Raw genomic sequence first — 23,989 nt, forward strand, 5'->3', positions numbered from 1 at the left:
TATAAGTCGGTTGCGATGGTTGAACTAGGGCATCACCCTCATGACCCGGCTCTTGGCTCCCCTTTGCTTGCACTACAGTTTCTTTGTTTTTTTGTAGTTGAGGCTCTATAGGAGAAGGTGTTCCTCCTTGTTGTTCCGCTATCGTTGAGCTATCTACATTTTCTAAGTTAGACTTGCTGTCATGCGCCTTCTGTTTATCTGATTGCTTAACATCAGTCACTTTATTTTTCACATATCCAATGTATGTATAACCAGTAATATCAACCGGAGCTGGCAAAGCATCTCCTGCCTGAACAGATAGTTGAGTGTTATAGGCAGCTAGTGTTTCGCTAGTCAAGGCAAGGACAGTTTGAGACAGCAATTGGCTTCCTAGACTGGTTACTAACAAGAATCGACTAATCTTGCTCTTGCCATCACGTCCCTTAAGAACCACTACGACCAGCAAACTAAGGCCTGCCACTAAGGCAGCAGTTTCTAGGGAAGAGCTAGTTCCTGTGTTGGGTAGTACTTGATTTGCTCGATAAACAAGATAGTAGGTAGCATCTGTTTCTTCCGCTACTTGTGGTAGGGATGTAACTAAGAGAGTCTTCTCTTGATCAGTCAAATCCGACTCTAAAACATAAGTATAATTAACGGCATGAGATTCTTGGGCAGATACAGTCTGTAGGCCAGTTCCCATCAAAAAGAAACACGCAACTGCTACAGATACAAGGCCAACTGCCAATTTTCTTAATGAGAAATTCTGTCTTTTTTCTCCACTAGTTTTGAAATTCATATTCCCCTCTTTTTACATTTTCAAATTAGTATATTAATTTATAGCAAAATATACAACTCTTCCCATTATACATCAACTTTTTAAAAGATTCTAGGGATAGATATGCAAATAAGGGAATAATAAAAGGCATCCCTAAAATTAGATACCTAATTTCTGGAATACCTATCATATCTCTAAATTTTTATTTCACAACAATCTCATAACGTGTCTTGCTTGTAAAGGTTTGACCGGCTTTAAGAATAACTTTGTCTTTGAGGTCGCTATGAATAGCATCTGGTAAAGCTTGCGCTTCAAGGGCAATCCCATTATGCTGTACCATTGGCTGACCTCCTATGATGACACTCTCATCCACAAAGTTTGCTGTGTAGACTACAAAGCAAGGAGCTTCTGTCTTGAAGAGCAGGAAACGACCTGAGTTTTGGTCATAAAGGAATCCAGCATTGTCATGACCTGCAGGAAGGGCAAATGGATGATCCAAACCTGATACCAGCTGGATTTGCTCATCTTCTTCTGCAAAGATGTCTTTCAATAAGGCACCATTGTAGATGTGTTTAACCACATCACGAGTAGCATCTGGAGTTTTGGCAGGAACACCGTCGGGAGCGATTGGGTAAATGCCCTCTGTATTTAGTTGGAAGACATGACGGTCAATCGTCTGCGTGAAATCACCAGACAAGTTGAAGTAGCTGTGATTAGTTGGATTGACCAGCGTATCCTGATCTGTCGTTACCTTGTAGCTGATTTCGTAGGCACCAGTTTCTTCCAAGTGATAACTGATCCAAATCTTGAGATTTCCAGGAAATCCTCCTGTCCCATCTGTACGCTCTGTGTAGAGGGTCAAACCATGGTCGCTCACTTCAACTAGTTCAAACAAGCTGGAATCCCAACCAGTTGAACCACTATGGTTACAGTTGCTAGCATTGTTGACTTCAAGTTCATAGGTCTTGCCATTTAATTCAAAACTCGCACCTGCGATACGGCCTGCCACAGGACCTACGCTAGCTCCATGCTTGGGACTATTTCCCACATAGCTTTTAAAGTCATCAAATCCCAAAATAACGTTGGCAAAATTTCCAGCCTTGTCAGGTGTGACATAACGCAAGATGGTCGCACCATAAGTCATAACCTCAAGCTGGTAGCCACCGTCCGTCTCAAAGCGATAGGCCAAGACATCCTTGCCCTCAACATTTCCAAATACACGCTCTGTGTATGCTTTCATTCTCTTCTCCTTTTTCTATTTCTCTCAATCAAACAAACCATAGAAAGCGAATTGACAATCTATGGTTTACTTGTATGATTTACAAACCCCTTTATCAAGAATCTATAAACGCAGTATTACTTTTGATATTCATGGATGATAACACCTTGTACCACACGGTTTACTGTACCTGTAGGAGACGGTGTATCTGGTTTATTTTCTACCTTGAGTGAAGTCAATAGGGCAAAGAGTTGGGCATAAACGATGTAAGGGAAGACACGGTAAATATCATTCAAGACACCACCACAACCAAGGGCCACTTCTTTGACATTTTCAAGACCAAAGGCTTGATCACTCAAAAGCACGACACGACGAGCAATCTGGTCACCAGCAACTTCACGAACCAAGTCCAAGTCGTACTTACGAGTGTAGTCTGTCGTTGTACCAAAGACCAAAACAACTGTATCTTCGTTGATCAGTGATTTTGGACCGTGACGGAAGCCGACTGGACTTTCATACATGGTCGCAACTTGACCAGCTGTTAATTCCAAAATCTTGAGCTGAGCTTCATGAGCAAGTCCAAAGAAAGGACCAGCGCCTAGATAGATAACGCGGTTAAAGTCTAAATCAACAAGCTCTTTGACATCTTCTGCATTGTCTAGAATTTTACGGGCAAGACTAGATACAACTTCAAAACGTTCAGCTTTCACAGCAAATTCTGTAGGATCAAAGACCAAGAGAGCTGTCAACATCATAGACGTAAAGCTAGAAGTCATGGCAAATCCAGCATCATTAGAAGCAGCTGGTTGCAAGAGCAAGAGATTGCGTTCATCTCCATGAGCTTGAAGAGCCAATTTACCATCTGCTGCACAAGTAATCGTCACTTGATAAAGCTCATCCACCAAGGCTTTAGCCAAATCAACAGTCGCCACACTTTCAGGCGAGTTCCCACTACGAGCAAAGGATACAAGTACAGTTGCCACATCTTTTTTCAAATAAGTTTCTGGATTGGCAACGATATCTGTTGTCGCAATAGCATTGAAATTCCATTTGCGTTCGTCATAGACTTCCTTAAAGTAAGGTACCAAGGTATCTCCCACATAAGCAGAAGTCCCAGCACCTGTCAAGATAACCTTGATATAGTCATGTTTATCAGCAATCCCTTGTAGGAAGGCTGCAATTTCTTCACGTTTTGCTTGGTAAGATTCAAAAGCTTCTTTCCATACATCAGGCTGTTGGTAGATTTCACGTGTAGTAATTTCTGCACCCAATTCGAGCAAGTCTTCTTTTGTATAATGTAGCATTGATTTCCTCTTTTTCTATTAAATATGGGAATGGGAGTAAGCCCCATTCCCATGTATATTCTATATAAAATGCTCTAACGATTTTCACGTTGTCACATCGTATACTCAATGAAAATCAAAGAGCAAACTAGGAAACTAGCCGCAGGCTGTACTTGAGTACGGCAAGGCGACGTTGACGTAGTTTGAATTTGATTTTCGAAGAGTATTATTCATCTTCGTCATCATCGAAGCCCGCTAACAGGTCATTAACTTTCACAATGCTTTCTGCAGCACGGTTCTTATAGTCCGCATCTGCACCTGTAAGGCTCGCATTGATAAATTCAATCACCATTGGAAGATTCATCCCTGCGTAAAGTTCGATGTCACGACCTTCCATAATCAAACGGCTTACCACGTTACATGGTGTTCCACCGAGAAGATCCGCAAAGACTAGGAAATCATCCAAACCTTCAATAGCTGCTTCAAATTTTGCAGTAAATTCTTCTGGACCATCTTCTGGAAGAAGAGCCACTGCATGAATATTGTCTTGTGGACCCATGATCATTTCAGTGCTACCTTTAAGCTCTTCACAGAAACGACCATGACTCACCAAAATTAATGATTTAGCCATAAATTATGCGCCCATTCCAAGTAAGAATTTACCGATGAATGAAAGACCTAAGGCAAGAGCAATGATGATACCAATTGCTTTTGTAGAGTTCATACCTTTCTTACCAAGCAACCAGAAGATAAAGGCAGTAAAGATTGCTGGAAGCAAGCGTGGGAAGATTGAGTTCAAGATATCTTGGAAGTCAATCATCTTTTCACCGATTGGCAATTTATAAGAAACTTCAAAGTTGATCATTGTTGCTACAAGAGCACCCATCATGAAGACACCAAGTACAGATGCAGCGTCAATCAAAGCTGTCAAAGTACTTTGCATGTTGTTGATAAGGTTAACCCCTTCTTTGTAGGCAAATTCCAACTGTTTCCAACGGAAGATGTCATACGCTACTGCAACTGCAATCCAAAGGAAGATACCCCAAGGTTGGCCAGCGATAGCCATAGTTGCTGCGATAGATCCCATGATAGCAGGTACAAGTGAACCAAAGATAGTATCTCCAAGAGGAGCGAATGGTCCCATCAAACCTGTCTTGATACCGTTAACGGCATCTTTTGAACCTACACCATCTTTTTCTTCCATGGCAAGGTCAAAACCAGCGATAATTGTGTGGAAGAATGGTGAAGTATTGAAGAATTGAGTATGAACTTTCATCATTTCTTTCAATTCAGGAGTTCCATCCCCATACATTTTACGCAATTGAGGCAAGATCATGTAAAGGTAACCAGAAGCTTGCATCCGTTCGTAGTTCCAACCTAATTGGAAAGTAAACAAGCTACGTTTGTTGATTTGATTAAAATCTTCTTTTGTAAGTTTGTAATTAGAATTCGTCATCTTCGATTTCCCCACTTTCTGATGGTGTAGAAGGTGCTGCTACAGCTACTTTTTGGCTATTTTTGAAGTGAAGCACTGCAAGGAAGATACCTACGATAGAGATACCGATCATAGACAAACCTTTGAAGTTGTTCACGAAACCAATTTTTTCAGCAACATCTTTCGGTAGAGTACCTACGATACCAGCAACAGCGCCACCAAGACCTGTTACATATGAGTAAAGAACAGTCAACATAGCTGTCAAACCAAATCCCATTGCAAGGTAGTGAAGGTTACGTTTAACTGGAAGGTAACGAAGCAAGATTGCAAATCCAAGACCTGGAAGCATACGACCTGCAAGTGTCAAACCATCCGCAACCCATTTGTAGGCTTCAACTAAGTCTACTACTGATTGTACGAAGGCACCACCAAAGGCAAGCGCGAAGAAGACTGGAAGGGCACGAGATAAAGCCCATGGAATCGCACCAAGTAGGTAGTTGCGTTCGATACCTTTATAGTCAAAGCGTTCGATTGCAGCATCCACACGGTGAGCGAAGAAAGTAGTTGTCATACGTCCAAGAACGTCGAAGTAAGTCAAGAGAGCTGCTACTGGCACAGCGATTGTTGTAATCGCAAGTGCTGTATCAATTCCTTGTGAAACAGAGAAGGCTGTTGCAAGAACCGCACCAGAAGTTGCGTCGATACGAGAAGCACCACCGAAGGTACCAACCCCAAGAACGAATAATTGCAAGTTACCACCGATAAGCAGACCAGTAGTCACATCTCCCATAATTAAACCAGTAATAAAACCAGCAAATACAGGGGAACCTGCAGATGAAACGATCGTCAACTCATCACAGATTTGATAAGCTGAGTACAAAGTGAGAAGTAAAATTTGCCACCATTGTATCATAACAATGACCTCCTAAAAATTTTTTCCTATTTTAATAAGCTCAAAAAGTCTGAAATTGGATCATTTGGAACCATTTGAGCAGTAAGTTTAACACCTTTTTCTGCCAGTTTGTGGAAGTCTTCCACATCCTTATCCACTACGTTGATAGAACGTGTGATGGCACGAGTTTCTGGTGTTTGAGACATATTCCCAACATTGAGAGTTTCAAGTGGTACACCTGCTTCGACCAAACCAAGGAAGCGGTCTGGTTTACGAGCCACGATAAAGAGACGTTGGCTATCATATTTACCAGCAAGAATATTGGCTGCCGCTTTTTCAATTGGCAAAATACTCAATTTCACACCTGGTGGTGTCGCGAGTTTCAAACCACTCTTTTCAACGTCGTTGTTGACAACTTCGTCATCTACAACCATAATACGTGAAACATTTAGTTTTCCAGCCCAAAGATTGGCTACTTGTCCGTGGATCAAACGTCCATCGATACGGCATCCTACAATTGTCATAAGTTTTCCCCCTTTATATGTTTTAGTGTAGGTTTACGAGTTAAATAAATCTCTTCTTTATATTCACCTTCTGTTTCAAAGATGATGATGCGGTTATCTCCTTCCTTGAGGAAACTATGAGGAATATAAAGCGAGAGGGTTGGGCCGACGTTCCAAAAACGTCCTAGATTCTGCCCATTGACAAAGGCAACTCCCTTACCAAACTCAGATAAGTCTAGGTAAGTATCTTTTGGCTCTTGGACTGTAAAGTCATAAGCGTAAAATGCTGGTTGTCCTTCTGTCCATCCTTTTGAAAAATCAATTTTCTCAGGATTGTCTAGTGGGAGTGGATAGTGTTTCCAGTTTAGTAAGAAGTGCAAATCCTTACAAACCCCTGTCCGAATTCCCTTACGTTGCGTATCCGCTAAGAACTTGTGTCCATAGTTGACACGTCCCATATTTTCTACCAAGATATCTAGCCTAGATAGCGCTTTCTTTTCACCTTGATAAAAAATATCTTCCCCAATCTCTGTCTGATATTGGGTTTCGACCCACTGACCATCGACATAAAGCTGAGCCCTATCTCGACCATCAATGATACGAAGTCTTTCTTCTTCTGCATCCCAGTTTGTTTCTGTTCGATAGAGTAGATAGCCATAGCTTTGTCCCAACTCCTCCATCTTTTTAGGATAAAGGCTTTCTACAGGACTAGATAAGCTATCCAAGGTTTCAAACAAGGAAACTTTTTCAACTAGTGGAATAGCATCTAACTCCATACTCTCTTTGTAGAGTGGTTCCAACTGCGGATACTCTGGAAAATGTGTTGCCATCATCTTCTTGACTGCCAGATATTTGGCAGTTGGATTTCCTTCCTCATCAAGAAGGGCATCGTAATCATAAGATGTAACTTGTGGCAAATCCAGAGTTCCTCGAGCCGAGCAACCATTCATGAAACCAAAGTTTGTACCACCATGGAACATGTAAAGATTGATAGAGCCTTGTTCCAAAACCTCTCGAACTGCATCTGCCAATTCTTTGGGATCCCGTGTGATAATCGGTTCTTTCCAACGATTGAACCAGCCATCCCAGAACTCCATACACATGAGCGGCCATTTCTTGCCATGTTCATCAAAGAATTCCTGCATCTGTGAAAAGTTGTACGGAGCTTTAGAACCAAAATTCCCTGTCACAAAGAGATCATCTTCGATCAAAGTTCCAGCTTTCAGAGTAGCTCGCCATGGACCATCTGATGTAAAGAGGGGACAGGTTACGCCACGCTCTTCCATCAACTGTCGAATTGCTCTCAGATAAGCCTTATCTTCTCCATAAGAACCATATTCATTTTCAACCTGCATCATGAGGATATTGCCACCATTGTCCAACAAATGTGGCACCAACCGTGACAAGAGCTGGTCATAGTAGCGACCGACAGCTTCAATATAAGCAGGATCTGAGGAACGAAGCCTCATATCTTTGGTTAAAAGCCAAGCTGGTAAGCCACCGAATTCCCACTCCGCACAGATGAAGGGAGAGGGACGAACGATAGCGTAGAGACCCAAATCTTGTGCTGTCTGAAGAAATCGCTCCAAATCCAGAGCTCCTTCAAAGTGAAACTCACCCTCACGAGGCTCATGTAAATTCCAAGCTACATAAGTTTCTACTGTATTAAAACCAAGAGCCTTCAAGTTATAGAGCGAATGATACCAATCTTCTGGAGGAACCCTAAAATAATGAATGGCGCCAGATAAAATCTTAAATGATTTTCCATCGAGATAAAAATCATCTCGTATCTCAAATCGTGTCATATTCTTACCTTCTGACAACTAAAGTTTACGCTTTCATTTGTTGATATAGTAAATATATCTCAATATCTTACATTTGTCAATAGGTTTTCACAATTTTTTTCATTTTTCACTAAATTTTACACAAAAAACTTATAAAAATCTTGTAATTTATAGTCATAACAACATTTTAGTACCATGTATAAAAATGTAGATTTTTCTATTTATTCCTATGTAAATTAACCTTATAGCCTATTATTCTAATTTTTTTATTCAAAAGGCTACTATTCTTTCCAGTTTTATGGTAAAATCTTTAACGGAGAAGGAAAATCGAGGTGAAAATATGGCAATTCCAAAGTATCAATATATTAAAGATGAGTTAAAGAACAAAATCATTTCTGGTCAATTTGCCAGTGGAGATAAATTCTACACTGAAGCTGAATTGATTGCAATGTATGATGTGAGTTCTATCACAGTTGTCCGCGCCTTAAACGACCTTGCCAAGGATGGCTATATTGTCCGTCAACAAGGAAAGGGTACATTCGTTTCACGCGCACGCAAACATAAACTCGTTGAGTTTTCAGATGTAGAAGTTTTTGAAACTAAAGATGATAAAGTTACCGTCCTTTCTATTGAGCGTGGAAACAAACTAAGCTACTTAGAAAAACTCGGACTACGCGGAGATCAGTTCTACTACAAGATTGAACGCGTACGCGAAACAGGTGGTGTTGTCTACATCTACCATACATCTTACATTCCAGAACAATACATCAACGCAAATTATCCAAATCTTGAATATTATAGCTCTATCTATAACCGTTTCAAATTGGATTACCACATTCACATGAATGATGAACATTTTGAAGAAATCAATGAAATAGCATTTCCAACTCCAGAACATGCGGCTTCGGTCCTCGGAGTCGATGAACAATTCCCAACCGTTTTACAAACCAAGACTACTAAACTAGAGTCTACTGGTCAAGTTCTCGCATTCAGCGAAACATACAAACGAGCGGATTACTACAAAATCAAATTCATTTCATGTGACCGTGATCACTAAGAAGAAAGCCTGAGCCTAAACGCCTGGGCTTTTTCTATACTTATTATACCACACCAAAAAGGTAGCGCTTACCTATTTTTGGAAGATTCTATAATTTGTGGAGTATTTTATAGAAATAGAACCAAAAAGATTCTACTAGATATATATATGTATCTTTTCCGACCAATCTGAAATCTTAAGTTTAAATTTTATATTTTTTTATACTTATTATAGTTTTTTGTCATCTCCTCTTGACTCTCGTTAATATAAGAAATAAAATAAAGGTGTTGATTTATGTAAACGCTATCAATATAACAATGCAATCAGGAGGTTTTGCAATGAAACATGAAAAACAACAGCGTTTTTCTATTCGTAAATACGCTGTAGGAGCAGCTTCTGTTCTAATTGGATTCGCCTTCCAAGCACAGACTGTTGCAGCCGATGGAGTTACTCCTACTACAGAAAACCAACCGACCATCCATACGGTTTCTAATTCCCCTCAATCATCCGAAAATCGGACTGAGGAAACACCTAAAGCAGAGCTTCAACCAGAAGCTCCAAAAACTGTAGAAACAGACATTCCAGCTACTGATAAGGTAGTTAGTCGTCCAAAAACAGAAGAAAAACCACAAGAGGAAGTTAGTTCAACTCCTAGTGATAAAGCAGAAGTGGTAACTCCAACTTCTGCTGAAAAAGAAACTGCTAATAAAAAGGCAGAAGAAGCTAGCCCTAAGAAAGAGGCTGATTCTAAAGAGTCAAATACAGACAAGACTGACAAGGATAAACCAGCTAAAAAAGATGAAGCGAAAGCAGAGGCTGACAAACTGGCAACAGAGGCAGGAAAGGAACGTGCTACAACTGTAAATGAAAAACTAGCGAAAAAGAAAATTGTTTCTATTGATGCTGGACGTAAATATTTCTCACCAGAACAACTCAAGGAAATTATCGATAAAGCGAAACATTATGGCTACACTGATTTACACCTATTAGTTGGAAATGATGGACTCCGCTTCATGTTGGACGATATGAGCATCACATCTAACGGCAAGACCTATGCCAGTGACGATGTCAAACGTGCCATTGAAAAAGGTACAAATGATTATTACAACGATCCAAACGGCAATCACTTAACAGAAAGTCAAATGACAGATTTGATTAACTATGCCAAAGATAAAGGTATCGGTCTCATTCCAACAGTAAATAGTCCTGGTCACATGGATGCAATCCTCAATGCCATGAAAGAATTGGGAATCCAAAACCCTAACTTTAACTATTTTGGGAAGGAATCAGCCCGTACTGTCGATCTTGACAACGAACAAGCAGTCGCTTTTACAAAAGCCCTTATCGATAAATATGCTGCTTATTTCGCGAAAAAGACTGAAATCTTCAACATCGGACTGGATGAATATGCCAATGATGCAACAAACGCTAAAGGTTGGAGCGTTCTTCAAGCTGATAAATACTATCCAAACGAAGGCTACCCTGTAAAAGGCTATGAAAAATTTATTGCCTACGCCAATGACCTAGCTCGTATTGTAAAATCGCACGGTCTAAAACCAATGGCCTTCAATGATGGTATTTACTACAATAGTGATACTAGCTTCGGAACTTTTGACAAAGATATCATCGTTTCAATGTGGACTGGTGGTTGGGGAGGTTACGACGTCGCTTCTTCTAAACTTCTAGTAGAAAAAGGTCACCAAATCCTAAACACTAACGATGCTTGGTACTATGTTCTTGGGCGAAATGCAGATGGCCAAGGTTGGTACAATCTCGATCAGGGGCTCAATGGTATTAAAAACACACCAATCACTTCTGTACCAAAAACAGAAGGAGCTGATATCCCAATCATCGGTGGTATGGTAGCTGCTTGGGCTGACACTCCATCTGCACGTTATTCACCATCACGACTCTTCAAACTCATGCGGCAATTCGCAAATTCTAACGCTGAATACTTCGCAGCTGATTATGAGTCTGCAGAAAAAGCACTTAACGAGGTACCAAAAGACCTTAACCGTTATACTGCAGAAAGTGTCGCAGCGGTTAACGAAGCGGCAAAAGCCATCCGTTCACTTGATAGCAACCTCAGCCGTGCCCAACAAGACACGATTGACCAAGCAATTGCAAAACTTCAAGAAGCAGTCAGCAATTTGACCTTCACACCAGAAGCTCAAAAAGAAGAAGAAGCTAAACGTGAAGTTGAAAAACTTGCCAAAAACAAGGTAGTTTCAATCGATGCTGGACGCAAATACTTTACTCTTGACCAACTCAAACGCATCGTAGATAAGGCCAGTGAGCTCGGATATTCTGATGTGCATCTCCTCCTAGGAAATGATGGGCTTCGCTTTCTACTTGATGACATGACTATCACTGCTAACGGAAAAACTTATGCAAGTGACGATGTCAAAAATGCCATCATTGAAGGAACAAAAGCTTACTACGATGATCCAAACGGAACTGCACTAACACAGGCAGAAGTGACAGAGCTTGCTAAATACGCTAAGGAAAAAGGTATTGGTCTGATTCCAGCTATTAATAGCCCAGGGCATATGGATGCTATGCTCGTTGCCATGGAAAAACTTGGCATCGCGAATCCTCAAGCCAACTTTGATAAAGTTTCAAAAACCACGATGGACCTTGAAAATCAAGAAGCCCTTAACTTTACCAAAGCCCTTATCGGTAAGTATATGGATTACTTTGCTGATAAATCAAAGATTTTCAACTATGGTACAGATGAGTATGCCAATGATGCGACAAACGCTCAAGGTTGGTACTACCTCAAATGGTATGGACTCTATAACAAGTTCGCAGACTATTCTAACAGCCTTGCTGCTATGGCTAAGGAAAGAGGGCTTCAACCAATGGCCTTCAACGATGGCTTCTATTATGAGGACAAAGACGATGTTCAGTTTGACAAAGATGTCTTGATTTCTTACTGGTCTAAAGGCTGGTGGGGCTACAACCTCGCATCACCTCAATACCTAGCAAGCAAGGGTTATAAGTTCTTGAATACCAACGGTGACTGGTACTACATTCTCGGTCAAAAACCAGAAGATGGTGGTGGTTTCCTCAAAAAAGCTATTGAGAATACTGGAAAAACACCATTCAATCAACTAGCTTCTACCAAATATCCTGAAGTAGACCTTCCAACAGTCGGAAGTATGCTTGCTATCTGGGCAGATAGACCAAGCGCTGAGTACAAGGAAGAAGAAATCTTTGAACTTATGACTGCCTTTGCAGACCACAACAAAGACTACTTCCGTGCTAATTATAATGCTCTCCGCGAAGAATTAGCTAAAATTCCTGAAAACTTAGAAGGATATAGCACAGAAAGCCTAGCTGCACTCAAGGCAGCAAAAGATGGACTGAACCTTAACCTCAACCGCAGCAAACAAGCTGAACTAGACGCACTAGTAGGTAAGCTCAAAGCTGCTCTTCAAGGCCTCAAACCAGCTGCAACTCATTCAGGAAGCCTGGATGAAAATGAAGTGGCTGCCAATGTTGAAACCAGTCCAGAACTCATCACAAGAACTGAAGAAATTCCATTTGAAGTTATCAAGAAAGAAAATCCTAACCTCCCAGCTGGTCAGGAAAATATTATTACAGCAGGAGTCAAAGGTGAACGAACTCATTACATCTCTGTACTCACTGAAAATGGAAAAACAACAGAAACAGTCCTTGATAGCCAGGTAACCAAAGAAGTTGTAAACCAAGTGGTTGAAGTCGGCGCTCCTGTAACTCACAAGGGTGATGAAAGTGGTCTTGCACCAACTACTGAGGTAAAACCTAGACTAGATGTTCAAGAGGAAGAAATTCCATTTACCACAGTGACTCGTGAAAATCCACTCTTACTCAAAGGAAAAACACAAGTCATTACTAAGGGCGTTAATGGACATCGTAGCAACTTCTACTCTGTGAACACTTCTGCCGATGATAAGGAAGTGAAAACACTTGTAGATAGTCTTGTAACCAAAGAAGCAGTTACTCAAATTGTTGAAGTCGGAACTATGGTAACACATGTAGGTGATGAACATGATCTTGCTCCAGTTGCAGAAACAAAACCTAGACTGGATATCCAAGAAGAAGAAATTCCATTTACCACAGTGACTCGTGAAAATCCACTCTTACTCAAAGGAAAAACACAAGTCATTACTAAGGGCGTCAATGGACATCGTAGCAACTTCTACTCTGTGAGCACTGTTGATGGCAAGGAAGTGAAAACTCTTGTAAATAGTGTCGTAGCACAGGAAGCCGTTACTCAAATAGTCGAAGTCGGAACTATGGTAACACATGTAGGCGATGAAAACGGACAAGCCTCTATTGCTGAAGAAAAACCAAAACTAGAAATCCCAAGCCAACCAGCTCCAGCAACTGCTCCTGCTGAGGAAAACAAAGCTCTTCCTCAAGGTCCAGCTCCTGTGGCAACAGAGAAAAAACTTCCTGAAACAGGAAGTCACGATTCTGCAGGACTAGTAGTCGCAGGACTCATGGCCTCACTAGCAGCCTATGGACTCACTAAAAGAAAAGAAGACTAAGTCTTTTCGATAAAAAATAAACAGCGAGATCAAAGCTCGCTGTTTATTTTTTAATTAATCACCCAGTCCAAGACGGTCAAAGATATCATCCACTCGTTTAGTGTAGTAAAGAGGATTAAAGATTTCGTCGATTTCTTCTTGCGTGAGGCGTGATGTCACCTCTGGATCTGCTTCGAGAAGTGGTTTGAAATCTACTTGGTTATCCCAAGAGTAGGCTGTTTTTGGTTGCACCAAGTCATAGGCTTGCTCACGGGTCATGCCTTTCTCAATCAAGGTCAACATAGCACGTTGGCTAAAGATAAGACCAAAAGTAGAGTTCATATTGCGGATCATGTTTTCTGGGAAGACTGTCAAGTTCTTGACGATATTTCCAAAACGGTTGAGCATGTAGTCAATCAAAATAGTCGTATCCGGTGTTATGATACGTTCAGCTGATGAGTGAGAGATATCACGTTCATGCCAGAGAGCAACATTCTCATAGGCCGTAATCATGTGACCACGGATAACACGCGCCAAACCTGTCATGTTTTCAGAACCGATAGGGTTGCGTTTGTGAGGCATAGCAGATGAACCTTTTTGCCCTTTGGCAAAGAATTCTTCCACTTCACGTTGTTCTGATTTTTGCAAACCACGAATCTCAGTCGCCATACGCTCAATAGAAGTCGCGATGCTGGCAAGAACCGCAAAGTACTCAGCGTGAAGATCACGAGGAAGCACCTGTGTAGAGATTTCTTGGGCACGGATACCAAGCTTGTCGCAGACGTATTGCTCTACAAACGGTGGGATGTTGGCGAAGTTTCCAACCGCACCAGAGATCTTACCAGCTTCAACACCAGCAGCCGCATGCTCGAAACGCTCTATATTGCGCTTCATTTCACTGTACCAAGTCGCCAATTTAAGACCAAAGGTTGTCGGCTCAGCGTGAACACCATGAGTACGCCCCATCATAATAGTGAACTTGTGCTCCTTAGCCTTGTCAGCGATGATGTTGGTAAAGTTTTCAAGGTCACGACGGATAATGTCGTTGGCCTGCTTGTAGAGGTAACCGTAGGCCGTATCCACCACGTCGGTAGAAGTCAACCCATAGTGAACCCACTTGCGCTCTTCACCAAGAGTCTCAGAAACCGCACGTGTGAAGGCAACCACATCGTGACGAGTCTCTTGCTCAATCTCCAAAATACGGTCGATGTCAAAGTCCGCTTTTTCGCGAATCAAAGCTACATCTTCCTTAGGGATTTCCCCCAACTCAGCCCATGCCTCGTCAGCCAAGATTTCCACCTCAAGCCAAGCACGGTATTTATTTTCTTCACTCCAAATGTTCGCCATCTCAGGGCGTGAATAACGGTTTAGCATGTTTATTTTTCTCCTTCATCAAAATTGTAAATCTTTGTTTTGGCAATTTCTACATCAACTTTAAAGTTTTTATCTGGGGTACAAATTTCTAATTGATTGTTTCCATCATTAATAGCATTATATAAATCAATACTTCCTTGGACTATCAATACTCCCTCAAGTGTTGATTTTGCTTCAATTCTATCTCCAATAGTAATAAAATTGTAGTCATCTTTCTTCAATCCTGTTACCGACATGGGGATTGCGGTCCCAAAACGCTGAAGATCTTGTAAATGACTATCCTCAGAAGCAAAATGAGCTAAACTTAAACCGCTCTCTCTAAACTTAAATCTATTTGCCATAGTAACTACAAAGTTTCCATTAATAATAACTCTGTTTAATGAAATCGGGGTATAACTCAGATTATCGATTTTTAGATATACTAATAGGTAAACCATAGGTATTTGAGACCATAGGCTTTGATCTTGCTCACGATCCAAATAAAGTTTATTAGGCAATGCACCCTCTGAAAGAGGGGTAGGTCTAAAAATTAATTGCGTTACTTTCAATTTTGTACTATTTCTTCTAAATGATAGAAAACTTACTGCTAGACTAATCCCAGAAAATAATAATGCAAGTGCTGAAATTCCAATTGTTATAAAATCTTTTATTTGGAAGTCCCAAATTGTATTACCGACAGCAGTTAATAATGTCGCCATTTTAATTTTCCTCCTAAAAATCCTCTTTCCCAATCGCCACAGAGGGATAATGTGCCAACTGGTTCAAGTCCGTATCTTGTGGTAAATCATAGATGGCAAGATAGTCATTCGGAAACTGTTTTGTCAATTCAGCCAATTTATCATAAACAGCTTGCTCGTCTGCTGACGCAAATACGACTTCAACGACGGCTTTTTCTTTGTCAGCTTGGACATAGGCATGAACAATGATTTTAATCATAGGCAACTCCTAAAAATCAATCCCTTTCCAGCAGTAGTTGACTGACTCCTCTTGCCGATGTTTCGTCTGCGACAAGCCTAGTCAACTTTGCAGGGGTAAGACAACGGACCTTATAACTGGGGTCCTGTCTTACTCCCCAAACTCCTCCACGCTATCCGGCATATCACTAAACAAAGTCACGTGTCCCATCTTGCGGTTGTGTTTCGCTTCTATTTTACCATACATGTGGAGATGGACGCTTGGATTTTCTGTGACATATTTTTCAGCGGTCTCGACATGCTGGCCGAGAACGTTGAGCATAACAGCTGGTGCATGCAGTTTAATGGCGGGCAATGGTGCTCCCAGAACTCCCAGAATATGAGTGTCAAACTGGGAGAAGTCACAGGCTTCGATTGAGTAGTGACCTGAATTGTGTGGACGTGGAGCAATCTCATTGACGATAATGTCGTCAGCTGTCGCAAACATTTCCACACAGAGCGTTCCAGACAAGTTGAGTTGCTCAGCGATTCTCACGGCCATGGCTTTTGCTTTTTCAGCTAGACTTTCTGAAATGCGGGCTGGCACGATGGTCTTAGACAGAATGTTGTTGCGGTGGATATTTTCCTGAACAGGGAAGACTGTCACATCCTTACCATTTCCTGACACGATGACAGAAATTTCAAGGTCAAAGTTGACAAATTCTTCCAAAACGCAGTCTGCTGAATCTACTAACGCATAGGCTTCTTCCAAATCTTCTGCTGAGCGAATGACCTTTTGTCCATGGCCATCATAACCACCAGTCGCAGTCTTGAGGACATAGTTTTTGGCCAGGTCAATATCTGCCAAGTCTTGGCTAGAAGTCACAATCTTGTATGGTGCCACAGTGACTTGAGCCTTGTTTGAGAGGAAGTCCTTTTCAAAGATGCGATTTTGGGAGATGCGAAGCAGGTCTGTCCCTTGTGGAAGTTGTCCATCTTTGATAACAACATCCAGACCGTCAGCATCGACATTCTCAAACTCATAAGTCAAGACATCGCAACGCTCCGCCAACTGACGGAGGGCATCCACATCGTTATAAGGTGCCACGATGATTTCCGCCACGCGAGAGGCTGGGCAATCAGCCGCAGGATCTAGCGCGATAACCTTGTGGCCCATGTAGATAGCAGAAATAGCCATCATTTGACCCAGCTGGCCGCCACCGATAATTCCGATTGTTTTAGATGAGCTCATTTGACGACTCCTCTGCGATTTTTCCTTGTTCTTCTGCGAAATCTGCCAAAGCTGTCGCGATGGCCTGATCCTCTACTGAAAGAAGACGGAGGGCGAAGAGAGCCGCATTTGTCGCACCAGCTTCACCGATAGCCATTGTCGCCACAGGCACACCGCCCGGCATCTGTACGATAGAGTAGAGCGAGTCCACGCCACTAAGAGCACGTGATTTGACAGGCACCCCGATGACAGGAAGAGTTGTTTTTGCTGCTACCATTCCTGGCAAGTGGGCTGCGCCACCCGCACCTGCAATAATGATCTTGATACCGCGACTCCGTGCTTCCTCGGCATGTTTGAACATGAGGTCAGGTGTGCGGTGGGCAGAGACAACTTTCTTTTCGTAGGCTACACCGAAGCGGTCTAGGACTTCTGCTGTTTTTTGCATGGTTGCCCAGTCAGATTTTGAGCCCATGATGATGGAAATAATTGGTTTAGTCATAATTTTTCCTTTTTTCTTCTTTTTTGATAATGGTCTTAGGTGGTGGGGACGGAAGCAAACCTTCGGTTTCATTCCTAAACTTTGAGCCTAGGGTCTCAAAGTTTCCCTAGACCAGAACAGATACTGTTCTGGTCTTTTCACCACGGCGACCATTATCTTACTTTGGCTCGCTTTCGCTCGCCATGACAAATTTAGTAACTGTTAATCTTTTATAGCCTTGCTTCCGATATCAGTTCGGTAAAAGAGACCTTCTGTTTGTTGTTGGGCAAGCTCTTGGTAAATGGTATCTTGGGCTTCTTTGACGGTGGCTGCTGTGGTGACGAGCATATAGACACGTCCGCCGTTTGATAGCAGCGCTCTACTATTTTCCGCAAACTTAGCCCCTGCATAGTAGGTGATGATATCTCCCTCGGTTTTTGCCGGCAATGCAACACCCTTTTCATATTCTAGCGGGTAACCGTTTGATGCGACAACTACACCAAGCGTCACACCCTTGTCCGTCCAAGTGATATTTGGTTCCTTGCCATCCAGAATAGCCGTAATATTTTGTGCAAAGTCAGAGGTAAGACGAGGCAGGATAATCTGGGTTTCAGGATCTCCAAAACGAGCGTTGAACTCGATAACCTTAGGACCGTCCGCTGTCAAGATAAGCCCCGCATAAAGAACACCCAGATAAGGGCGCCCTTCTTTAATCATCCCTTCTAGGACTGGCTTGACAATGGTATCAACCGCTGTGGCAACCACGCTCTGCGGCAAGTGGAGAACTGGCGAATAGGCCCCCATCCCACCAGTGTTAGGACCCTTATCGCCATCGTAGGCACGTTTGTGGTCCTGAGCTGTTGGCATGATGTAGAACTTGTCACCATTGACAAAAGCAAAGAGAGAGAACTCTTCTCCGTCGAGGAATTCCTCAATAACCACACGCGCACCCGAATCACCGAATTTATTGTCCAAGAGCATCTCATGAGCGGCTTCGACCGCTTGCTCAACCGTTTCAGCTACGACAACACCTTTCCCGAGCGCCAATCCATCCGCCTTGACAACGATAGGAGCGCCTTTCTCCTCGATATAGGCTTTGGCCTCCTCGAAATCTGAAAATGTGCCATAGGCTGCTGTCGGAACGCCGTACTTGACCATGATTTCCTTAGCAAAATCCTTGGACCACTCCAGCTCCGCTGCCAATCTTGTCGGACCAAAGGCTTTGAGACCAGCTTGGTTAAAATCATCCACAATACCAGCCGCAAGGGCATCATCTGGACCGATGAAGGTCCAAGCAATATCGTTGGCTTTTGCAAACTCAATCAGTTTAGAATGTTCGGAAATAGAGATATTCACTAATTCCAGACCATCCAGAGTCATCCCATCATTCCCAGGAGCAACAAAGACCTGCTCAACATCCCGAGACGCCAACAACTTCTTAGCAATCGCATGCTCACGACCACCAGAACCGACAACAAGCAGTTTCATTCTTCAACCTCTTTTGCGAATTATTTACTAATATTATACCATAATCGTTCGTTTTAATCTTGTTTCATTCCGTATTTTTACGCAAAAAAGGAAAGAAACTGTTTTCTTTCCTTTAACGTTCTTAATGTCTAAAATGTCTCACCCCTGTGAAGACCATAGTCAAGCCATACTTGTCTGCCGCTTCGATAGATTCTTGGTCACGGACTGAACCTCCTGGCTGGATGATAGCCTTGATACCTGCTTTGGCGATTTCTTCCACATTATCCGCAAATGGGAAGAAGGCATCAGAAGCAAGCACAGCGCCGTCAAGACGGTCTTTAGCTTGGTCAATGGCAATACGGACTGAAGCCACACGGTTAGTTTGACCTGGACCAACACCAAGTGTCATGTGGTCGTTGGTCACGATAATTCCGTTTGATTTGACGTATTTAATAGCTTTCCAAGCAAACTCAAGAGCTGTCGCTTCTGTCTCAGTTGGCTGGCGTTTGGTCACCACTTGCCAGTCAGCTGGGCTTTCCTTGACCACGTCTTGGTTTTGCACCAGAAGTCCACCAACTACACCTGTGTATTCTGCTTCCACTTCACTGGCCTCTTGAGCATCAAATGGCAAGGCAAGGATACGCAAGTTTTTCTTTTTGTTGGTCAAAATGGCTAGCGCTTCATCCGTATAGCTCGGTGCGATGATGATCTCGAGGAAAACGCCGTGCATCTTCTCAGCAGTCGCAGCATCCACCTCACGGTTGAGAACGACAATACCACCGAAAATTGAGACTGGGTCAGACTCATAAGCATAGTCCCAAGCAGTCTCGATGTCATCAGCTTGACCAATCCCACATGGGTTCATGTGTTTGAGAGCCACAACGGTTGGACGGTCTTTAAAATCACGGATGATACGAATGGCCGCATCAGCGTCACGAATATTGTTGAATGACAATTCTTTCCCGTTAAGCTGTTTAGCGGATGCAATCGAGTAGTCAGTCGGCAAAGCTTTTTGGTAGAAATCCGCGTCTTGTTGAGGGTTCTCACCGTAACGCATGGCTTGCTTGAGGTCATAAGTCAAGGTCAACTTTTCAGGCTTGCTTTCACCCACTTGAGCTGTGAAATACTCTGCAATCAAGGCGTCATAAGCCGCTGTGTGACGGAAAACCTTGGCTGCCAAACGTTGACGGGTTTCGTAAGTCGTTTCACCATTGGCTGACAACTCGTCCAAAACCACTGTATAGTCAGCAGGGTCTACCACAACCGTCACGCTGGCATGGTTTTTAGCTGCTGAACGAAGCATAGATGGCCCACCGATATCGATGTTTTCAACCGCATCAGTGTACGTCACGTCTGGTTTAAGGATAGTTTCCTTAAATGGGTAAAGGTTTACCACCACAAGGTCAATCAATTCAATCTTATTATCTTTAGCCGCTTCCAGGTGACTATCCAAGTCACGACGAGCGAGAAGGCCACCGTGGATATTTGGATGAAGGGTCTTAACACGACCATCCATCATTTCTGGAAAACCAGTCACATCATCGATGGCAATGGTGTCCACCCCAGCATTATCAAGGGCAACCTTGGTCCCACCTGTCGAGATAATCTCCCAACCCCGTTTTTTAAGTTCTTGGGCAAATTCAACAATGCCCGCTTTGTCTGAGACGCTGATTAAGGCGCGTTTAGTCATGTTTTTTCCTTTCATTTTCAAACTCTCTACCTACGCATTTTTCGATTCATAAAGTATAGGAAGACGATTACCAAGACTCCCAAAATTACTGTCAGTAAAAATCTCCCCCAATAGGGAATCTCTGGGAAGAAAAAATTTACCAGTAAACGTAGAATGATTGCCAAGGTAATCAAGGCAAGTGTTTCCAACCATTTTTTCATTTACTTGTCCAACAATTCTCTAATAACTTCCGGATACAACTTGTACTCTGCTTCATGAATCCGTTCTTCAAAACTGTCGATGGTATCATTCGCTAGCCTTGGCACACGTACTTGTTTGATGACCTTGCCTGTATCCACACCAGAATCTACCCAGTGAATGGTCACACCAGACTGATTCACCCCAGCATTCCAAGCATCCTCAATCCCATGAGCTCCTGGAAATTCTGGCAAGTAGGCTGGATGAATGTTGATGATTCGTCCTTCATAAGCCGCCAATAAGGTTGGCCCAACGATTTTCATGTAGCCTGCTAGGCAAACAAAGTCAATCTGGTGTTCTTCCAAGAGTTCGACAAGTGCCGCTTCGTAGTCTGCCTTGCTCTCAAACTCTTTGAGTTCAAAAGCATAGGACAGAACGCCGAGCTTGTCTGCACGCTCAAGCACATAGGCATCACGATGGTCTGAAAAGACAAACTCTACTGGAAATTGTTCCGCTATCACCTGAAAATTTGAGCCATTACCAGAGGCAAAAACCGCTATTTTTTTCATTTGATGATGACACTTTCGTTTTCTTTCTTGACGATGCGACCAATTTCATAGACCGGTTCATCCAACAATTCCTTGATGCGAATTACATTTTCAGGGCTAACTGCTAGCATAAGTCCCACACCCATATTGAAGATTTCAAACATTTCTTCGTGTTTGATCTGACCGTATTTTTCAAGGGCTTTGAAAATTGGAAGCACTGGAACTTTGCTTTCATCAATTTCAGCAGCTAGATCATCTGCAAACATACGAGGGACATTTTCGATAAAGCCACCACCTGTGATGTGGGCAATGCCGTTGACCAACTCTTCTTTGATGAGCGGCAAGACAGCCTTGACGTAGATACGAGTCGGCTCAAGAAGAACTTCCTTGAGTTTCTTGCCTTCCAATTCTGGCAAGACTTCCTCACCTGTGTAGTCGGCAAAGACACGACGGACGAGTGAGTAACCATTTGAGTGGATACCACTTGAGGCAAGTCCGAGAAGAACATCGCCTTCTGCCACCTTTGAACCGTCAATAATTTGAGATTTTTCTGCCACACCGACCGCAAAACCAGCCAAGTCATAGTCATCTTCACCATACATACCCGGCATTTCAGCTGTTTCCCCACCGATAAGGGCAGCACCAGCCTGCACACAGCCCTCTGCCACTCCAGCAACCACTTGTTCTAGTTTAGCTGGTTCATTCTTTCCTGTCGCCACATAGTCGAGGAAATAGAGGGGCTCCGCACCTGCAGCGATGATATCATTGACACACATGGCCACACAGTCCTGCCCAATCGTGTCATGCTTATCATACTTGATAGCCAACATGAGTTTAGTTCCAACACCATCAGTTCCTGAGATCAAGACGGGCTCTTTGACACCTGTTTTTGAAAGATCAAATATGCCACCAAAGCCACCTAGAGCTCCCATGACACCCGCACGCTCCGTGCGAGCCACGTGCTTTTTGATCCGCTCAACAACTTCATAACCCGCTTCAACATCTACACCCGACTGGGCATACGCATTTTTATTTGCCATTTTATTTTTCCTTTTCTTTGAGAAGATTTCGACGTATTTTTAGATAAACAATTATTTTATCTAAAAATATTAGTCAGGGTTCTAGCTTTGGCCCCATAAGGCAAAGCATCTACTGACAAATGCTTTAGCTTTTAGTCAGTAGCGAGACGTGGAGCATAAGCATTTTTATTTATCATCTTCTCTTCCTTTCATGGAGAGTCTTTATCCGTCTATTTGTAAAAACTGGTCTTATCCCCCAAGCTTCTACGATATTCTTCCTCATAGTCGTAGAGAGGAGTTGGGTAGTCTCCATCAAAATAAGCGACACAGAGACCACCGTTCGGTGCATCTGTTTCGATGCCGATAGAATCAATCAAGCCATCAATCGAAAGATAGGTCAGGCTATCCGCACCAATGATTTGGCAGGTTTCTTCGACTGTATGATTAGCCGCAATCAACTCCTGACGCGTCTGGATATCAATCCCGTAGAAACATGGATAAGCCAGCGCTGGACTGCCAATAGCAACGTGAACCTCAGACGCACCTGCTTCTTTCAAGAGTTGAACAATACGGCGAGAGGTTGTCCCACGAACAATAGAGTCATCAATCATAACCACACGCTTGCCTTTGACAACACCTGAAACAGCAGATAGTTTCATCCGCACCCCTTGCTCCCGCAATTCTTGAGTCGGTTGAATAAAGGTCCGTTGCGTGTATTGGTTCTTGATGAGGCCCATTTCATTTGGTAGTCCGGATTCTTCCGCAAATCCCATAGCCGCGCTGAGGGAAGAATTGGGCACACCTACCACAATATCTGCCTCATGCTTGAATTCACGCGCCAATTGGGCACCCATACGTTTACGAGCCGTATGGACATTGACACCATGAATATTAGAATCAGGGCGGGCAAAATAGATATACTCCATAGAACAGATTGCTAACTGAGTATCATCTGTATAGCTATCATACTGGATGCCCTTGTCATCAATGATCACAATCTCACCTGGCTTCAAATCACGAATCCATTCAGCACCAATAACCTCAAAAGCACAGGTTTCAGAGGAAACAACCACCGCTCCATTAGCCATTTTCCCGATAGAAAGCGGACGGAAACCATTGGGGTCAAGAGCCGCAATCAACTTGTCCTCAAACAGCAAGATATAGGCAAAACCACCTTTGACAAGGCTGAGCGCCTCCTTGATTTTTCCCATTAAGTTCGGATTGTGACTACGACGAATGAGATGAGCCAAGATTTCCGAGTCCGAAGTCGCGCTGAAAATTGCTCCTCTTTGTTCCAATTCTTTCTTGAGAGAGGCTGCATTAGTCAGATTTCCATTATGAGCCAAACCAAACTGCATATCATGAAAACGGAAGAGGAAGGGCTGAATGTTATCTACAGAAGCTTCGCCAGCAGTCGCGTAACGCACATGCCCAATCGCACCAGTTCCCGTCAATTTATCCAAATTAGCAGGATTTCTGAAGACTTCTGATAAAAGTCCCATGTCACGATGGCGCTTCAATTGTCCCTGATCGTTGGAGAGGATTCCTGCCCCCTCCTGACCACGGTGCTGAAGACTATGGAGACCAAAATAGGTCAATTTAGCAGCATCTGGATGTCCCCAGATACCGAAAACACCACATTCTTCATTAAGAGATTTTACTTCGTATGTCATTTTATATACCTAATTTTTA

Annotated in this window: 20 protein-coding genes; 2 read left to right on the forward strand and 18 right to left on the reverse strand. The window is 42.8% G+C overall.

Translation table 11 applies throughout. The features are described from left to right. The 8 genes from HMPREF2628_RS04490 to HMPREF2628_RS04525 all read right to left on the reverse strand — a co-directional run. Window positions 1-775 (reverse strand): YSIRK-type signal peptide-containing protein (locus HMPREF2628_RS04490; protein WP_142350495.1); only part of this gene is annotated, 775 nt, incomplete at its 3' end. Between the two features lie 181 nt (window positions 776-956). Continuing rightward, window positions 957-1,994: an aldose epimerase family protein gene (locus HMPREF2628_RS04495; protein ID WP_070842457.1), complete on the reverse strand. Its 1,038-nt coding sequence runs from the start codon at window positions 1,992-1,994 to the stop codon at window positions 957-959. A 116-nt stretch (window positions 1,995-2,110) separates the two neighbouring features. After that, window positions 2,111-3,277, reverse strand: a complete 1,167-nt coding sequence (locus HMPREF2628_RS04500) for an SIS domain-containing protein (protein ID WP_070842458.1) — start codon at window positions 3,275-3,277, stop codon at window positions 2,111-2,113. A gap of 205 nt (window positions 3,278-3,482) precedes the next feature. Beyond that, window positions 3,483-3,887, reverse strand: a complete 405-nt coding sequence (locus HMPREF2628_RS04505) for a PTS sugar transporter subunit IIA (RefSeq protein ID WP_020903318.1) — start codon at window positions 3,885-3,887, stop codon at window positions 3,483-3,485. Between the two features lie 3 nt (window positions 3,888-3,890). After that, window positions 3,891-4,712 carry a PTS system mannose/fructose/sorbose family transporter subunit IID gene (locus HMPREF2628_RS04510; protein WP_070842459.1) on the reverse strand — a complete coding sequence of 274 codons (822 nt, stop codon included), beginning with the start codon at window positions 4,710-4,712 and terminating at the stop codon, window positions 3,891-3,893. Continuing rightward, the gene (locus HMPREF2628_RS04515) at window positions 4,699-5,604 is read right to left on the reverse strand and encodes a PTS mannose/fructose/sorbose/N-acetylgalactosamine transporter subunit IIC (protein WP_000617013.1); all 906 of its coding nucleotides are present in this window, start codon (window positions 5,602-5,604) and stop codon (window positions 4,699-4,701) included. The genes HMPREF2628_RS04510 and HMPREF2628_RS04515 overlap by 14 nt, the downstream gene beginning before the upstream one ends. 26 nt (window positions 5,605-5,630) lie before the next feature. Further along, window positions 5,631-6,107, reverse strand: a complete 477-nt coding sequence (locus HMPREF2628_RS04520; protein ID WP_000156970.1) for a PTS sugar transporter subunit IIB — start codon at window positions 6,105-6,107, stop codon at window positions 5,631-5,633. After that, window positions 6,104-7,891, reverse strand: a complete 1,788-nt coding sequence (locus tag HMPREF2628_RS04525) for a glycoside hydrolase family 35 protein (protein ID WP_070842460.1) — start codon at window positions 7,889-7,891, stop codon at window positions 6,104-6,106. Before HMPREF2628_RS04525 ends, HMPREF2628_RS04520 begins: the two co-directional genes overlap by 4 nt. 319 nt (window positions 7,892-8,210) lie before the next feature. Between HMPREF2628_RS04525 and HMPREF2628_RS04530 the strand changes: the two genes are divergently transcribed. Further along, window positions 8,211-8,927, forward strand: coding sequence for a GntR family transcriptional regulator (locus HMPREF2628_RS04530; protein ID WP_042749780.1), 717 nt, complete (start codon window positions 8,211-8,213; stop codon window positions 8,925-8,927). 317 nt (window positions 8,928-9,244) lie between these two features. Beyond that, complete coding sequence (gene strH / locus HMPREF2628_RS04535) at window positions 9,245-13,441, forward strand: LPXTG-anchored beta-N-acetylhexosaminidase StrH (RefSeq protein ID WP_070842479.1); 4,197 nt, start codon at window positions 9,245-9,247, stop codon at window positions 13,439-13,441. A 54-nt stretch (window positions 13,442-13,495) separates the two neighbouring features. On the opposite strand, the gene purB is transcribed toward strH, so the two are convergent. The 10 genes from purB to purF form a co-directional block, all read right to left on the reverse strand. Beyond that, complete coding sequence (gene purB / locus HMPREF2628_RS04540) at window positions 13,496-14,794, reverse strand: adenylosuccinate lyase (protein WP_070842461.1); 1,299 nt, start codon at window positions 14,792-14,794, stop codon at window positions 13,496-13,498. 2 nt (window positions 14,795-14,796) lie between these two features. After that, on the reverse strand, window positions 14,797-15,492 hold the full coding sequence (locus HMPREF2628_RS04545; protein WP_020902267.1) for a hypothetical protein: 696 nt from the start codon (window positions 15,490-15,492) through the stop codon (window positions 14,797-14,799). A 13-nt stretch (window positions 15,493-15,505) separates the two neighbouring features. Further along, window positions 15,506-15,730 carry a hypothetical protein gene (locus HMPREF2628_RS04550; protein WP_020902266.1) on the reverse strand — a complete coding sequence of 75 codons (225 nt, stop codon included), beginning with the start codon at window positions 15,728-15,730 and terminating at the stop codon, window positions 15,506-15,508. 129 nt (window positions 15,731-15,859) lie between these two features. Next, window positions 15,860-16,939, reverse strand: coding sequence for a 5-(carboxyamino)imidazole ribonucleotide synthase (purK, locus tag HMPREF2628_RS04555; RefSeq protein WP_070842462.1), 1,080 nt, complete (start codon window positions 16,937-16,939; stop codon window positions 15,860-15,862). Continuing rightward, window positions 16,926-17,417 (reverse strand): 5-(carboxyamino)imidazole ribonucleotide mutase, encoded by a 492-nt coding sequence (gene purE, locus HMPREF2628_RS04560; protein WP_070842463.1) that lies wholly within the window; start codon window positions 17,415-17,417, stop codon window positions 16,926-16,928. The genes purK and purE overlap by 14 nt, the downstream gene beginning before the upstream one ends. Before the next feature lie 201 nt (window positions 17,418-17,618). After that, a complete protein-coding gene (purD, locus tag HMPREF2628_RS04565; protein WP_070842464.1) occupies window positions 17,619-18,884 on the reverse strand; it encodes a phosphoribosylamine--glycine ligase in 1,266 nt (421 codons plus the stop codon). A 121-nt stretch (window positions 18,885-19,005) separates the two neighbouring features. Then, window positions 19,006-20,553, reverse strand: coding sequence for a bifunctional phosphoribosylaminoimidazolecarboxamide formyltransferase/IMP cyclohydrolase (gene purH, locus HMPREF2628_RS04570; RefSeq protein WP_070842480.1), 1,548 nt, complete (start codon window positions 20,551-20,553; stop codon window positions 19,006-19,008). Window positions 20,554-20,753: 200 nt separating this feature from the next. Further along, window positions 20,754-21,299, reverse strand: a complete 546-nt coding sequence (gene purN, locus HMPREF2628_RS04575) for a phosphoribosylglycinamide formyltransferase (RefSeq protein ID WP_070842465.1) — start codon at window positions 21,297-21,299, stop codon at window positions 20,754-20,756. Then, the gene (purM, locus tag HMPREF2628_RS04580; RefSeq protein ID WP_070842466.1) at window positions 21,296-22,318 is read right to left on the reverse strand and encodes a phosphoribosylformylglycinamidine cyclo-ligase; all 1,023 of its coding nucleotides are present in this window, start codon (window positions 22,316-22,318) and stop codon (window positions 21,296-21,298) included. Before purM ends, purN begins: the two co-directional genes overlap by 4 nt. A gap of 209 nt (window positions 22,319-22,527) precedes the next feature. After that, the gene (purF, locus tag HMPREF2628_RS04585) at window positions 22,528-23,970 is read right to left on the reverse strand and encodes an amidophosphoribosyltransferase (protein ID WP_070842467.1); all 1,443 of its coding nucleotides are present in this window, start codon (window positions 23,968-23,970) and stop codon (window positions 22,528-22,530) included. Window positions 23,971-23,989: the final 19 nt, after the last annotated feature.

This window comes from Streptococcus sp. HMSC063B03, assembly GCF_001836965.1.
GTDB lineage: Bacteria > Bacillota > Bacilli > Lactobacillales > Streptococcaceae > Streptococcus > Streptococcus pneumoniae_F.